Raw genomic sequence first — 14090 nt, forward strand, 5'->3', positions numbered from 1 at the left:
GGGTTCAGACCGTGATCCCGTGGGCGCGAAACGTTACGGCCGCCGGGCGCGGGCCCCGTGGCCCGGGCGTCAGGCCGTCACCGGTTCTCGCCGGGCGGCGCGGCGCCGGGCCGCCAGCTCCGGATCGAGCGCGGGTACGGCGGCCAGGAGCTCCTGGGTGTACGGCTCGCGCGGGCTGTCGTACACCTCGTCGGCGGGCCCGTACTCGACGAGCCGGCCGCGCCGCATCACCGCGACCCGGTCGCTGACCTGGCGGACGACGGCGAGGTCGTGCGCGATGAAGACCAGTGCGAGGCCGAGTTCCCGCTGGAGTTCGCCGAGCAGGGCGACCACCTGCGCCTGGGTGGTGACGTCGAGCGCGGAGACGGGTTCGTCGCAGACGATGGCGCGCGGCTCGGCGGCGAGCGCCCGCGCGATGCCGATGCGCTGGCGCTGTCCGCCGCTGAACTCGTGCGGGTAGCGGTCGTGGTGCGCCGCTTCCAGCCCCACCCGCTCCAGCAGTTCCGTCACGCGCCCCCGGATGCGCTCCTCGTCCCGGTCGCCACGCGCGCGGAGCGGGTCGGCGATGGACGCGCCCACGCTGCGGCGGGGGTTGAGGGAGGAGACGGGGTCCTGGAAGACCATCTGGACGGCCGGGTTCACCCCGTTGTGCGGGCGCCCTTCGTAGCGGATCTCGCCGGCGGTGGGTTCCAGCAGTCCCACGAGCATGCGGCCGAGCGTGGTCTTGCCGCTGCCGCTCTCGCCGACCACGCCGAGGGTCTCTCCGCGCCGGACGGTCACCGAGACGTCGTCCACGGCCGCGACCGCCCGCTTGCCGCGCCCGAACTCGCGCCGCACCCCGGTGGCCTCCAGCACTACCTCGTCGGTGGCCGGGGAACCGGTCCGGCGGGCGTTCACGCGCGGGACGGCGTCGAGGAGTTCGCGGGTGTACGCCTCGGCGGGCGCCGCGAGGACGGAGCCGACCGGGCCGCGCTCGACGGCCCTGCCGTGCCGCATGACGAGGACGTCGTCCACGCTCTCGGCGGCCACGCCCACGTCGTGGGTGACGAGCAGCAGGCCCATGCCGGTCTCCTCGCGCAGCCCGTGCAGCAGATCGAGGATCTGGGCCTGGACGGTGACGTCGAGGGCGGTGGTCGGCTCGTCGGCGATCAGCAGGTCCGGCTCGCAGGCGAGGGCCATGGCGATGAGGGCGCGCTGGCGCATGCCGCCGCTGAACTCGTGCGGCCGGGACCGGGAACGCCGTGCCGCGTCCGGGATCCCCACCCGCTCCAGCACCTCGACGGCACGCGCGCGTGCGGCGCGGCGCGACACGCGCGTGTGGACGCGGTGGACCTCGGCGATCTGGTCGCCGATCGCGTAGTAGGGGTCGAGCGAGGACAGCGGGTCCTGGAAGACCATGGCCGCCTTGGCTCCGCGCAGCCGGCGCAGCTCCTCGTCGGAGGCCGCCTGCACGTCGGTGCCCGCCACCAGGACCGAGCCGCCGACCCGGGCCCCGGTGCCCCGGTGCAGGCCCAGCAGGGCGCTCGCGACCGTGGACTTGCCGGAGCCGGACTCGCCGACCAGCGCGAGGGCGGCGCCCTTCGCCAGGCTGAAGGAGAGCTCGTCGACGGCGCGCAGGGCACCGAACTCGACGGTGAGGCCGGACACCGCCACCAGGCTCGTGTCCGTCGCTTCCACCAGGCTCATGCGAGCACCACCCGTCGGTCGGCCACCGCGTACAGGACGTCCGCGACGGCGTTGGCGAGGACCACGAAGAAGCCGGTGACCAGCACCATGCCGACGACCACCGGCAGGTCGACGACCTTCACCGCGTGCACCAGCTCCTGGCCGATGCCGGGCAGGCCGAAGAGGGTCTCGGTGAGGACGGCACCGCCGACGGCCGAGCCGAAGGTGACGGCGTTGAGCGCGATGACGGAGGCCGTCGCACCGCGCAGCGCGTGCCGGGCGATCACCGCGCGCTCGCTGACGCCGTAGGCCCGGAACGTGCGGATGTGGTCCTCGGCCAGCGTCTCCAGCATCGACGCCCGGGTGAGCCGGGCGAAGTTGGCCGCCTCGATGAGGGCGAGCGAGAGCCACGGCAGGAGCAGGTTCCACGCCCACTGTTCGGGGTCGTCGGTGAAGTTCACGTACTGCGGGAAGGGCAGCAGTTGCAGTTCGCCGCAGACGACGATCATCAGGACCAGGCCGATGACGAAGACGGGCGTGGCCACGCCCGCGAGGGTGACCGCGGTCAGGACGCGTTCGGAGAGCCGGCCGCGCCGCCAGGCGGACAGCACACCGGTGCCGACGCCGAGCAGCAGCCAGATCACCATCGCGCCGAGCACCAGCGAGAAGCTCACCGGGAGCTTGGTCAGGATGATGTCGGTGACCTGCTGGTCGCTCTGGTACGACTGGCCGAGGCAGGGCGCCGAGCAGTGTTCCACGGAGGTGCCCGTGGAGAAGTCCTGGCCGACGAAGAGGCCCTGGAGGAAGTGCCAGTAGCGCACGTACAGCGGGTCGTCGAGATGGAGCTGCTGGGCCACCTGGTGGACCTGGGCCGGGGAGCAGCGCGGTCCGCAGGTGATCTGGGCGACGTTGCCGGGGGTGACGTAGAAGACGACGTAGATGATCACCGAGAGCACGAACAGGGTGACCAGGGCGCCGATGAGCCGGCGCAGGACGAAGCCGGTGAAGCCGTTCACGCCCGCTCCTCCTTCTTCGACACGACCTCGGGCGCGGTGTCCGGCACGGCGTCCGGTACGGCCGCCCCGGGCTTCGGTACGGCCGTCCCCGCGCGGGCCTCCCGCTTGCGGCCGGTGCCGATGCGCAGCCGGGAGGCGGCGCGCGGGTCGAGGGCGACGCGGACGCCGTCGCCGAAGACGGTCATCGCGAACACGGTCAGGAACAGGGCGAGGGCGGGCAGCAGCAGGTACTGCGGGGCCGCCTGGTACCAGACGTCGGCGGAGGTGAGCATCTGGCCCCACGAAGGCGTGGGCGGCTTCACCCCGACGCCGAGGAAGGACAGGGCCGCCTCGGCGCTGATGTTCGCCGGGACCAGCAGCGCCGCGTACGTGATGACGGGCGCGGCGAGGCCCGGGAGCAGTTCGCGCACGGCGGTCCGCCAGGTGCTCCAGCCGCTGAGCCGGGACGCGGAGACGTAGTCGAGGTTCTTCAGGGCGAGGGTCTGCGCCCGCACCATCTTCGCCGTCGTGCTCCACCCGGACACCAGGGAGATGACCAGCGCGACGAGGACGGGCCGCGGGAAGCTGCTCGGCACGACGGCCAGCAGCGCGAGAGCCATGATCATCAGCGGCATCGAGAGGAAGATGTCGGTGACGCGGCTCAGCACCAGGTCGACCCAGCGGTTGCCGAGTCCGGCGGCCACGCCCATGGCGACGCCGACGACGACCTGCACCAGTGTGGCGCCCAGCGACACGCCCAGCGAGACCCGCGCGCCGTAGACCAGCCGGGCGAACATGTCGCGACCGGTCTGCGGTTCGACGCCCAGCCAGTGGTCGGCGCCGATGCCGCCGAGGGAGCCGATGGGCACGCCCCCGCGCGCGGAGTCGATCAGGGTGGGGTGGTACGAGGTGGGGTCCTGGCCCTCCAGCGCGGTGAGCAGCGGCGCGGCGAGCGCGACCAGGACGAGCAGCGCGACGACGACGGCGGCGACCAGGGCGGCGCGCTGCGCCCGCAGCCGCCGCCAGAACTGACGTGCCCCCGAGACCGCCGGGACGGAGGTGCCCGTCCCGGCGGTCTCGACGGCGACAAGTGCCTCGCTCACAGCGCTACTTCACCGAGACCTGGGAGATGTCCAGGACGCCGGTCCAGTCGCTGATGACGACGTTCTTGACGTCCTTGCCGACCAGGCGCTTGTAGACCGGGTGGAACAGCGGTACGACGAGGGCCTTCTCGCCGATCTTCTTGTCCAGTGCGCCCCATCGCGCGGCGGCGGCGTCAAGGTCGGTCAACTTGTTGATCGCGTCAATCTCACCATTGACCGACTTGTCGTTGAGCAGGCCCGTGTTGAAGTTGGCGCCGTCCTTGACGATCTGCCGGCCGTCGAAGATGGGGGCGAGGAAGGGACCGCCGGAGGGCCAGTCGGCACCCCAGTGGGCGAGGAAGAAGCCCGGCTCGGTCTTCACGCTGTGGATCTTGTCCCGGTAGTCGTTGTCCTCCAGGCCCTGGAGCTTGACCGTGATACCGGCCTTCTTGAGCGCGTCCTGGAGAGCGGTGGCGATCTCCGGGCTGGTCTCGAAGTTCTTGTCGTTGGAATGCGTGAGCGTGACGGTCAGGCCGTTCTTGAAGCCGGCCTGCTTCAGCAGTTCCTCGGCCTTCGCCGCGTTGCCGGACTTGCCCGCCGGGAACGGGTCGTACGGCGTGTAGCCGAAGGACTTCTGGTTCGGCAGGAAGGTCGTGGCGGCCTCGGCGAGGGCGCTGCCGCCGGCCGCGTTGACCACGGAGGACCGGTCGATGGCGTAGGAGATCGCCTGGCGCACCTTGGGGTTGTCGAACGGCTTCACGGTCGGGTTGAACGCGATGTAGTTCGTGTAACCGAAGTGGCCGGTGCCCACGCGCGCGGCCAGTTCCTTGTCACCGGTCACCTTGGCGAGTTCGGCCGGGCCCAGGTTGGTGTCCGTGGTGACCGCGGCGGCGTCCGCGCCCGCGGACGCGGACAGCCGCTGGTTGATCACGGAGGAGTCGAGACCGGAGCGCACGTCGATCGTGTCCGGGTACGCCTTGCGCTCGGCGTCGGTCGCCGGGGACCAGTGCGTGTTGCGCTCCAGGACGACGTGCTCGCCGTCGTTCTCGTTCTTGACGACCTTGTAGGGGCCGGACGAGACCGGGTGCGACTCGTACTTGGTGCCCGTGTCCTTGCTCTTGGGCACCGGGGTGAACTGCGTCTGCGTGGCGAGGTACGGGAACTCGCCCTCGGGCTTGTTCAGGTGGAAGACGATGGTCCGGGCGTCCGGCGTCTCGATCGCCGACAGGCCCTTCTTGTCCTTGTAGGGCCCCTGGTAGTCGGCGGCTCCGACCAGCCAGTCACGCAAGTACGGCGCGCCGCCGGAGAGTTCGGGGGCGAAGGAACGCTCGATGCCGTACTTGATGTCGGCCGAGGTGATCGGCGTGCCGTCCTCGTACGTGAGGCCCTTCTTCAGGGTGTACGTCCACACGGTCGCGTCCTTGTTGGGGCGCCCGGTGTCGGTGGCCAGGTCCGGTACGACCTCGGCGCCGGCGGCGCCGTTCTCGCGGTTGCGCGTGGTGAGGGTGCGGAAGACGAGCGAGGGCACGTTGCCACCGCCGGAGGTGTACAGCCGCGCGGGGTCGAAGTCGGTCTGGGGCTCGGAGTTCAGAACCGTGAGCGTGCCGCCCTTGTGGGGCGCGGAGTCGCCACCGGAGCCCTTGGCATCGCTGTCCTCCGGGCCGCAGGCGGCGGCGCCCGCTGCCACGACCAGGCTGACGGATGCCGCTGCCACACGGCGCGCTATGACGGACGGTTGACGCATCGGAATGACGACCTCTCGGGGTGACGTGTCGGGGTGTGATCGAGGAATTCTCGAATAATGAGACATGTGGACGAGGAGTGAGACGACTGCGGGCAGACGTCGGCCCCGGCGTCGGGTCGTCGAAAAGTCCGTGACCCGGTCACGGACGAAGGAGAGAGAAAGAAGCGCGACGCTGACGCCGGGGAGGCGGTGTCAGCGACAGTGGATGTCGGCCACGCAGAGTGCGGTCACACCGATGAGCGCCAGCTCGATGGCGGCGCTGGTGGAGACGGCATGACTAGACCACATGCGCAGAAATATGAACGACCATATGGGCTCATGTCAATGTGACAGAAGCGGTGCCTGTCAACTCCCGGGGTAGGGCCAAGGGTTGGGCCGGCAGTGGATTCCGTCGTGGTCCAGGAACTTCGTCTGCTGCTGCATGACGGGAGCCAGTTCGCCGTCCTTCTCGCAGGTGACGTGCCCGTGGCCGAGCCGGTGGCCGACTTCGTGGTTGATCAGCATCTGCCGGTAGGCGTGGATCCGGTCACCGTACGTCTTGCTGCCCTGTGCCCACCGGTACGCGTTGATCATGACGCGTTCGGTCGCGGCCGAGTCGCAGGAAACGTTGTCCTCCGTGGTGTCCAGTCCGGACTTCGCGCACCAGGTGCCGGTGGTGCCGGGACTGGCCAGCGTGATCACGAAGTCGGGTTTGCCGGAGGAGACGCGCTCGAAGGTACGGGCGCCGCCGTGGGCCCAGCTGCGCTTGTCGTTCAGGGTCTTCTGCACGGCCTCGGCGAACAGCGCGCCGTCCAGCCCGAGCCCCTGCTCGACGTCGACGCGGTACCGGTACTTCTGCCCGGTGCCGGGCGCCTTGTCGAAACCGGGCACGGCGTCGAACTTCCCCGATCCGGTCAGCGTGGCACCGAGCGGGTACTTCTTGCTCATCTTCTGGTCGTACGTCAGCGTCACCGCGCTCGGCGCGGCGGAGGGCGTCGGCTCGGCGGAGCCCCGCGCGTCCCCGGCCCGGCCGGCGGCGGCCTGCGACTGCACGTCGCCGCCGTCCTGTCCCTTGGTCACCTGCCCGGCGACGATCACCGCGAGCACGGTGGTGACGGCGGCCGCCGCGATACCGGTGAAGGCCCACCCCTTGTGCCCGCCGCGCTGCGCGGGAACGGCGGCGCCGTCCGCCGCGCCGGCGGACGCCTGCGCGGCCTCGGCCGACCGGTCACCCCCGCCGCGCCCCCGGCCCGCACCGGCGGCGAGGACACCGGTGCCCTCGCCGTCCACGGTGTCCTGAGCGCCGTCGAAGACGTCGAGGTAGTCCTGCCGGGGCCCACGGCCGCGCCCCGGTCCGCCGGGTTCCCCCTTCCGCTGCCGGGGCAGCACCACACCGGGTCCGCCGGCACCGGCCGTCCGTCCGCCCAGCTCACCCCAGCCGCCGCCGGCTTCCCGCTGCTCCGGATGCCCGCCCCGGGTGCCGGCACCGTCGCGGAACCCCGGCACACCGCGCGCGGGAGTGCCCTCGGGGCGTCCGGGCGTGCCGCGCGCGGGAGTGCCGTCGGGCGCCTTCGGCATCCCCCGGGCGGGCGTGCCGTCCGGCAGTCTGGGCGCTCCCTGCGCGGGCGTGCCGTCGGGCAGCCGGGGCACGCCGTCGGGGTGCGCGTCGGGGCGGGTGCCCCGCTGGTCTTCCCGCCTCGCGCTCAGATCCGTGGACTCGCCCTTCGGAACCGGTCCGCGGCGGCTGTGACGTCCCACCCCGGCCCTCAGCTCCCCGCGCCCGCGCGGGCGGCGTCGGCGCCCTCGCCGGAGTCGGCCGAGTGCGCCAGGAGTTCCCGGAAGGCGTCGGCCACCACGTCGGGGTACTCCATCATCGCCACGTGCCCGGCGTCCGGCAGGGACAGCAGCCGGGAGCGGCGGAAGGAGCGGGCGGCCTTGTGGGCCATGCGGAAGCCGACCAGCTGGTCCCGCCCGCCGTAGACCAGCAGGGTCGGGGCCAGCACGCGCTCGGCCTGGCGCCAGAGCCCGTGCTGCCCGCCGAGCGTGTAGGCGTTGACGATCCCGCGCGCGGAGCGGGCCATCGCGTCCCAGAAGTAGGGCAGCCGCAGCCGCCGCTCCAGCTCCTCCACGGCGTGCTGGAACGCCTCCGGCGAGACCCGGCCGGGATCGCCGTAGCAGAGCGCCATGACGCCGCGCACCCGCTGCTCGGGCGTCCACTCCTTGGTGAGCCGGGTGAACAGGGCGGCGATGCCGGGCACGCCCAGCAGCCCCGTCGGTACCGCGCTGCGCTGCACGCGCAGCTCGGGCAGGGCGGGCGAGACGAGCGTGAGCGTGCGGACGAGGTCGGGGCGTACGGCGGCCACGCGGGTGGTGACCGCGCCGCCCAGCGAGTTGCCGAAGAGGTGGACCGGGCCGCGGCCGGCCGCGTCGAGGTGGCGGATCACCGCGCGCGCGTGCCCGGTGACGGAGTAGTCGCCGTCGTCCGGGGGCGGTGAGTCGCCGAAGCCGGGCAGGTCGACCGCCTCGCTGTCGACGACTCCGTCCAGCTCGGCCATGAGCGCCGACCAGTTCTGCGAGGAACCGCCGAGGCCGTGCACGTACAGCGCGGGCGGCAGGCCCTCGCGCGCGGGGGGCCGGGAACGGATCGTCAGGGTGACGCCGGGCAGACCGACGGACCGCAGCCGCTCGCCCTCGCCGACCCGGACGGGCGCCACCCTGGGGAGCACACTGGCGGCCGGCACGGACGGCGACTCGGTCGAAGACATGCGGCAATGTTACGAGGTGATCACGTCGAGATCGGTGTGTTCGCCGTCACAGCGTGAATCGTGCGCGGGCGGAGAACCGGGGCGGCGAACGGGGCCTGATGCATGGCGTCCGGATCAGCCGTCTCCTAGGCTCGTACACAGGGCACCCGCGGTGGCCCCTGCCGCTTCCAGGGACGTTCGTAGGAAGGGAGCCCACCATGGCCCATGACCCCACCGAGCCCGACGCGATCGAGGACGTCGAGGACCTGACGGCCGACGCGGCGGAGATCGACGTCGAGGCACCCGAGGTGGACGCCGCCGAGCAGCAGGCGGACATCTCGCCGGACCGTGACGACCCCCTGACGGCCGTGGACCCGGACCGCGGGAACGAGGCCGATCTCATCGAACAGGCACGCGTGGTCTCGCTCGACGAGGACGACTACCGCTGACCTACCGGGTCCGCGCGGGACGCGGCCGGCCGCACCAGGTGGCCCGCACGGCTTTCGCCGTCGTCCGCCACGTGAAATTCTGCGCTCGCACCGCGCACACCGGGGTTACCGAAAAGTACGATGGCCGCGCGGCCGACACCGCATGTGGACGACTTTGGGAGGCGGCGTGACAGCCATCGAGCAAACTGAGGCGGCACGCCCGCGTGGCACCCGTCTGCCGCGCCGAGCCCGACGGAACCAGCTGCTGGGCGCCGCCCAGGAAGTTTTCGTCGCACAGGGCTATCACGCGGCGGCGATGGACGACATCGCCGAGCGCGCGGGCGTGAGCAAGCCGGTGCTGTACCAGCACTTCCCCGGCAAGCTCGACCTCTACCTCGCCCTGCTGGACCAGCACTGCGAGTCGCTCATCCAGGCCGTGCGCAGCGCGCTGGCCTCGACGACCGACAACAAGCAGCGCGTCCGGGCGACGATGGACGCGTACTTCGCCTACGTGGAGGACGACGGCGGGGCCTTCCGGCTGGTCTTCGAGTCGGACCTGACGAACGAGCCCGCGGTGCGCGAGCGCGTGGACAAGGTCACCAACGACTGCGCCGAGGCGATCTGCGACGTCATCGCCGAGGACACGGGGCTGTCGCGCGCGGAGTCGATGCTGCTCGCCTCCGGGCTCGGCGGACTCGCCCAGGTGGTGGCCCGCTCCTGGCTGCACAGCGACCGCAGTGTCCCGCGCGACCAGGCGGTGCAGCTGCTGACCTCGCTGGCCTGGCGGGGCATCGCCGGTTTCCCGCTGCACGGCACCGAGCATCACTGACGGCCGTACGTTCTCGTTCTGTTCCCGCGCGGTGTTCGCTCCTGGCGTTCCCGCCCGCAGCGTGTACGTCCCCTCACCGGGCTAATGTGTGCGGAGTACAGCGCGGAAGATCGCGCACATCACTGACCGTCGGAGGGACATAGCCGTGGAGGTCAAGATCGGCGTGCAGCACGCGCCCCGCGAGATCGTTCTGGAGAGCGGTCAGAGCGTCGAGGAGGTCGAGCGTCTGGTCAGCGAGGCGCTGTCCGGCAAGACGCAGCTGCTGAGCCTCCAGGACGAGAAGGGCCGCAAGGTCCTGGTGCCGACGGATCGTCTGGCGTACGTGGAGATCGGCGAGCCGACCGTGCGCAAGGTGGGTTTCGGCGCGCTGTAGCGCAGGAGTCACGCGGAAGGGCCCGGCGGCCGTGTGCCGCCGGGCCCTTCCGCGTGTGTGCGCGCGAGCGCGCGGGCGTGCGGGCGTGCGGGCGTGCGCGCCCGAGCGCACATATGGAGCACAACTCCTCCACAGCGAAGGATTGCAATCCGCAGGTCACGGGTATGACGGGCTACGAACGTCGAGCCGGACCGGCCGTGGGAGGGACCCCCCGACATGATCTTCGAAGCACTCGGCTCCGCCGCGCTCGGTCTGATCCTCGCCTGGACGGCCGCACACCTGCTCGCCCACCGGATGCCGGCCCGCCCGCTGGTGCTCTCGACCGGCGTCGCCGGAGCCCTTTTCGGCGACTTCGTCACCCACACCGCCCTGGGCCCCGGCAGCGCCCTGCTCAGCCTCCTGGGCGCCGCGGTCATCTCGGTGGCGTCCCTGTCCCTGCTGCTGCGCCCGGCGGGCCGCCTCCGCCGACGATCAGTGACGGCGTAGGCGGGCGCACCGGCGCTCAGGCCGCGAGACCCAGCGCGGCCATCCGCTTGGTGTGCGCCTCCGTGATCCGCGAGAACATCCTTCCGACCTCGGCGAGATCGAACCCGTCGGCGACGCCGCCGACGAGCATCGTCGACAGCGCGTCCCGGTCGGCGACCACCCGCTGGGACTGCGACAGCGCCTCGCCCATCAGCCGCCGCGCCCACAGCGCCAGCCGGCCGCCCACGCGCGGGTCGGCGTCGATGGCGGCGCGCACCTTTTCCACCGCGAACCCGGCGTGCCCGGTGTCGTCGAGCACGGCGAGCACCAGCTCGCGCGTGTCGGAGTCGAGGCGGGCCGCGACCTCACGGTAGAAGTCGCTCGCGATCGAGTCGCCGACATACGCCTTGACCAGACCCTCCAGCCAGTCCGAGGGCGCGGTCTGCCGGTGGAAACCGTCGAGCGCGGCCACGAACGGGTCCATGGCGGCCGTCGGCTCCTCGCCGATCTCGGTCAGCCGGTCCCGCAGCCGCTCGAAGTGATGGAACTCGGCCGACGCCATCTTCGCCAGCTCCGCCTTGTCCGCGAGGGTCGGCGCCAGCTTGGCGTCCTCCGCGAGCCGCTCGAACGCTGCCAGCTCCCCGTACGCGAGCGCTCCGAGCAGGTCCACGACCGCGGCGCGGTACTGCGGATCCGCGGACGCCTGCGTCCAGTCCTGGGCGGCGACACCGGTGGGTTCGGCGGGTTCGGCGGACGCGTTCTCAGGCTTGTCAGAGCTAGTCATGAGGCGCACAATAGCCCGTTCGCGGCAGCCCTCAAGCCCCTTGTCGATCACTGTGACCACGACTACGTGACCAAATCGGCCATCGCATGTGCGCGATTCCGGGGTATGGTGGTAATGCGCCTGCTGAGTGCGTCGACGGTATTCGACGTGTCCCGACAGGCTGCACGCATGAGGATGCCCGGTCGGTGGCCCGATCGGCTCCGACCCGACAGCCCTCCACGGCCGTGCGACTCAGTTCGTACGACGACCGGAGGGACACCCTCAGCGGTACGAGCGCTAGAGCGTCGGCAGAGGTCCCGTGTCATACGGCTTGCCCGATGGGTTCGTCCGTACGGCAGCCGACGTCCCCGGCACGGTCAGTCATGACCCCCGCGCTCGCCTCGCACCGCGCACACAGAAGAGGCAGCACCCTGACTACGACGTTTCGAGAACTCGGAATCCTCCCCGAGACCGCCGAGGCCCTGGAGGCCGTCGGCATCGTCACCCCCTTCCCCATCCAGGAGATGACGCTCCCCGTCGCCCTTTCCGGCACGGACGTCATCGGCCAGGCCAAGACCGGCACCGGCAAGACGCTGGGCTTCGGCCTGCCGCTCCTCGAGCGCGTCACCGTCCCCGCCGACGTCGAGGCCGGACGCGCCACCCCCGAAGCCCTCACCGACGCCCCGCAGGCGCTCGTCGTCGTCCCCACGCGCGAGCTGTGCACCCAGGTCACCAACGACCTGCTCACGGCCGGCAAGGTCCGTAACGTGCGCGTGCTGGCGATCTACGGCGGCCGGGCCTACGAGCCCCAGGTCGAGGCCCTGAAGAAGGGCGTCGACGTGATCGTCGGCACCCCGGGCCGGCTGCTGGACCTCGCGGGCCAGAAGAAGCTGAACCTCGGCCACATCAAGAGCCTGGTCCTCGACGAGGCCGACGAGATGCTCGACCTGGGCTTCCTGCCCGACGTCGAGAAGATCATCAACCTGCTGCCGGCCAGGCGCCAGACCATGCTGTTCTCGGCCACCATGCCGGGCGCGGTCATCGGCCTCGCGCGCCGGTACATGTCGCAGCCCACGCACATCCGCGCCACCGCGCCGGACGACGAGGGCGTGACGGTCGCGAACATCAAGCAGTTCGTCTACCGCGCGCACTCCATGGACAAGCCGGAGATGGTCGCCCGCATCCTGCAGGCCGAGGGCCGCGGACTGGCGATGATCTTCTGCCGCACCAAGCGCACGGCGGCCGACATCGCCGAGCAGCTCCAGCGCCGCGGCTTCGCCTCCGGCGCCGTCCACGGCGACCTCGGCCAGGGCGCCCGCGAGCAGGCGCTGCGCGCCTTCCGCAACGGCAAGGTCGACGTCCTCGTCTGCACCGACGTCGCCGCGCGCGGCATCGACGTCGAGGGCGTGACCCACGTCATCAACTACCAGTCCCCCGAGGACGAGAAGACGTACCTGCACCGCGTCGGCCGTACCGGCCGGGCGGGCGCCAAGGGTACGGCGATCACCTTCGTCGACTGGGACGACATCCCGCGCTGGCAGCTGATCAACAAGGCGCTGGAGCTGGACTTCAACGACCCGGCGGAGACGTACTCGAGTTCCCCGCACCTGTTCTCCGACCTCGGCATCCCCAAGGGCACGAAGGGCATACTGCCGCGCTCGGAGCGGACCCGTGCGGGTCTGGGCGCGGAGGAGCTGGAGGACCTGGGCGAGACCGGTGGACGGGGCGCGCGCGGCGGCCGTGGCCGTGGTGGCCGTGCCGAATCGGCCCCGGCCGAGCGTGAGGAGCGCCCGGCCCGTACGCCGCGCCGCCGTCGCCGCACGCGCGGCGGAGCGGCGCTGGACGCCTCCCCGGCCACGTCGGCGCCGGCCACGTCGGCGCCGGCCGCCGAGACCGCCGGTGCGGAGGAGACCCCCGCCGCGACGCGCACCCCGCGCCGCCGTCGCCGTACGCGCGGTGGAGCACCGGCGCAGCCGGTGACGGCCGCCGCGACGCCCACGACGACCGAGGAGGCCCCCGTCGAGACGGTGGCCACGGCGGAGGTCCCGGCCGTCCTGGACACCCAGGACAAGCCGCGCCGCCGCCGCACGCGGAAGTCGGCTGCGACCGAGCCCGCCACGGCGCCCGCGGCGGTGGCGGAGCCGACGGCAGCCGCGTCCCCGGCCACGGCCGTGACCGAGCCCGCGATCGCGGACACCCCGGTGACGGAGCCCGCGCCCGAGGCCGTGCCGGTCACGGAGACCAAGCCGCGCCGCCGCACCAGGAAGACCGCGGCGACCGCACCGGAGGCCGCCGAGACCGCGGCCGCCGCACCGGAGACGGTGGAGTCGGAGGCCGAGGCCAAGCCCCGCCGCACGCGCAAGACCGCCGCCGCCGCACCGGAGACGGTGGAGTCGGAGGCGGAGGTCAAGCCGCGCCGTACACGGAAGACCACGGCCGCCGCACCGGAGACGGTGGAGGCAGAGGCCGAGGTCAAGCCTCGCCGTACACGGAAGACCGCCGCCGCCGCACCGGAGACGGTGGAGGCAGAGGCCGAGGCCAAGCCGCGCCGCACGCGCAAGACCGCCGCAGCCGCCGAGGCCGCCGTGGACACCGCCGAAGGCACGGAGACCAAGCCCCGCCGCACCCGCAAGACCGCCGCCGCCGCACCGGAGACGGTGGAGGCAGAGGCCGAGGTCAAGCCCCGCCGCACGCGGAAGACCGCCGCCGCACCGGAAACGGTGGAGGCAGAGGTTGAGGCCAAGCCGCGCCGCACGCGCAAGGCGGCTGCCGCTGCCGTGGACGCGGTCGACGGGGAAGCCGTCGCCGCTCCGAAGGCGCGACGGACACGTAAGGCCGTTGCCGAGGCGGTTGCCCCGGAGATTCCGGCGCAGGCCACCGAGGAGCCGGAGGTCAAGCCGCGGCGCCGGACCCGCAAGACGGCGGCGTCCGCTGCCGAGGCGGCCGGTGAGAGCACCGAAACGGCGCCCAAGCCGCGCCGGGCCCGCAAGGCCACGGCTGCGGTGGAGGCTCCCGAGGCCTGA

The 14090-nt window shown here is 72.2% G+C and carries 13 protein-coding genes; 5 read left to right on the forward strand and 8 right to left on the reverse strand.

The window, feature by feature from the left end; translation table 11 throughout:
* Positions 1–69 precede the first annotated feature (69 nt).
* The 7 genes from ACZ7KF_RS33100 to ACZ7KF_RS33130 form a co-directional block, all read right to left on the reverse strand.
* Positions 70–1686, reverse strand: coding sequence for a dipeptide ABC transporter ATP-binding protein (locus tag ACZ7KF_RS33100; RefSeq protein ID WP_471083421.1), 1617 nt, complete (start codon positions 1684–1686; stop codon positions 70–72).
* Entirely contained in the window at positions 1683–2681 is a 999-nt protein-coding gene (locus ACZ7KF_RS33105) for an ABC transporter permease (protein WP_471083423.1), read from the reverse strand. Before ACZ7KF_RS33105 ends, ACZ7KF_RS33100 begins: the two co-directional genes overlap by 4 nt.
* On the reverse strand, positions 2678–3763 hold the full coding sequence (locus ACZ7KF_RS33110; RefSeq protein ID WP_471083426.1) for an ABC transporter permease: 1086 nt from the start codon (positions 3761–3763) through the stop codon (positions 2678–2680). Before ACZ7KF_RS33110 ends, ACZ7KF_RS33105 begins: the two co-directional genes overlap by 4 nt.
* A 4-nt stretch (positions 3764–3767) precedes the next feature.
* Positions 3768–5486 carry an ABC transporter substrate-binding protein gene (locus ACZ7KF_RS33115; RefSeq protein ID WP_471083429.1) on the reverse strand — a complete coding sequence of 573 codons (1719 nt, stop codon included), beginning with the start codon at positions 5484–5486 and terminating at the stop codon, positions 3768–3770.
* A 192-nt stretch (positions 5487–5678) separates the two neighbouring features.
* Complete coding sequence (locus tag ACZ7KF_RS33120; protein ID WP_311315088.1) at positions 5679–5774, reverse strand: Ms4533A family Cys-rich leader peptide; 96 nt, start codon at positions 5772–5774, stop codon at positions 5679–5681.
* A 57-nt stretch (positions 5775–5831) separates the two neighbouring features.
* On the reverse strand, positions 5832–7223 hold the full coding sequence (locus ACZ7KF_RS33125; protein WP_471083433.1) for a DUF3152 domain-containing protein: 1392 nt from the start codon (positions 7221–7223) through the stop codon (positions 5832–5834).
* Between the two features lie 8 nt (positions 7224–7231).
* Complete coding sequence (locus ACZ7KF_RS33130; RefSeq protein WP_471083436.1) at positions 7232–8230, reverse strand: alpha/beta fold hydrolase; 999 nt, start codon at positions 8228–8230, stop codon at positions 7232–7234.
* Between the two features lie 197 nt (positions 8231–8427).
* Here ACZ7KF_RS33130 and ACZ7KF_RS33135 point away from each other — a divergent pair, with 197 nt between their 5' ends.
* The 4 genes from ACZ7KF_RS33135 (at position 8428) to ACZ7KF_RS33150 (ending at position 10325) form a co-directional block, all read left to right on the forward strand.
* Positions 8428–8658 (forward strand): hypothetical protein, encoded by a 231-nt coding sequence (locus ACZ7KF_RS33135; RefSeq protein WP_471083439.1) that lies wholly within the window; start codon positions 8428–8430, stop codon positions 8656–8658.
* A 166-nt stretch (positions 8659–8824) separates the two neighbouring features.
* Positions 8825–9466 (forward strand): TetR/AcrR family transcriptional regulator, encoded by a 642-nt coding sequence (locus ACZ7KF_RS33140; protein WP_201827720.1) that lies wholly within the window; start codon positions 8825–8827, stop codon positions 9464–9466.
* Positions 9467–9611: 145 nt separating this feature from the next.
* A complete protein-coding gene (locus tag ACZ7KF_RS33145) occupies positions 9612–9839 on the forward strand; it encodes a DUF3107 domain-containing protein (RefSeq protein WP_225827234.1) in 228 nt (75 codons plus the stop codon).
* Positions 9840–10055: 216 nt separating this feature from the next.
* Positions 10056–10325, forward strand: coding sequence for a hypothetical protein (locus ACZ7KF_RS33150; protein WP_471083442.1), 270 nt, complete (start codon positions 10056–10058; stop codon positions 10323–10325).
* A 16-nt stretch (positions 10326–10341) separates the two neighbouring features.
* On the opposite strand, the gene ACZ7KF_RS33155 is transcribed toward ACZ7KF_RS33150, so the two are convergent.
* Positions 10342–11088 carry a ferritin-like fold-containing protein gene (locus tag ACZ7KF_RS33155; RefSeq protein WP_471083445.1) on the reverse strand — a complete coding sequence of 249 codons (747 nt, stop codon included), beginning with the start codon at positions 11086–11088 and terminating at the stop codon, positions 10342–10344.
* Between the two features lie 362 nt (positions 11089–11450).
* On the opposite strand from ACZ7KF_RS33155, the gene ACZ7KF_RS33160 reads away from it, so the two are divergent.
* The gene (locus tag ACZ7KF_RS33160; protein WP_471083448.1) at positions 11451–14090 is read left to right on the forward strand and encodes a DEAD/DEAH box helicase; all 2640 of its coding nucleotides are present in this window, start codon (positions 11451–11453) and stop codon (positions 14088–14090) included.

The organism is Streptomyces sp. NPDC038200, from assembly GCF_055600785.1.

Bases quoted from the DNA above. Each gene is read 5' to 3' on its own strand.
- ACZ7KF_RS33100 (WP_471083421.1), bottom strand. From the start codon at position 1,686: ATGAGCCTGGTGGAAGCGACGGACACGAGCCTGGTGGCGGTGTCCGGC.
- ACZ7KF_RS33115 (WP_471083429.1), bottom strand. From the start codon at position 5,486: ATGCGTCAACCGTCCGTCATAGCGCGCCGTGTGGCAGCGGCATCCGTC.
- ACZ7KF_RS33120 (WP_311315088.1), bottom strand. From the start codon at position 5,774: ATGTGGTCTAGTCATGCCGTCTCCACCAGCGCCGCCATCGAGCTGGCG.
- ACZ7KF_RS33130 (WP_471083436.1), bottom strand. From the start codon at position 8,230: ATGTCTTCGACCGAGTCGCCGTCCGTGCCGGCCGCCAGTGTGCTCCCC.
- ACZ7KF_RS33135 (WP_471083439.1), top strand. From the start codon at position 8,428: ATGGCCCATGACCCCACCGAGCCCGACGCGATCGAGGACGTCGAGGAC.
- ACZ7KF_RS33150 (WP_471083442.1), top strand. From the start codon at position 10,056: ATGATCTTCGAAGCACTCGGCTCCGCCGCGCTCGGTCTGATCCTCGCC.
- ACZ7KF_RS33155 (WP_471083445.1), bottom strand. From the start codon at position 11,088: ATGACTAGCTCTGACAAGCCTGAGAACGCGTCCGCCGAACCCGCCGAA.
- ACZ7KF_RS33160 (WP_471083448.1), top strand. From the start codon at position 11,451: ATGACCCCCGCGCTCGCCTCGCACCGCGCACACAGAAGAGGCAGCACC.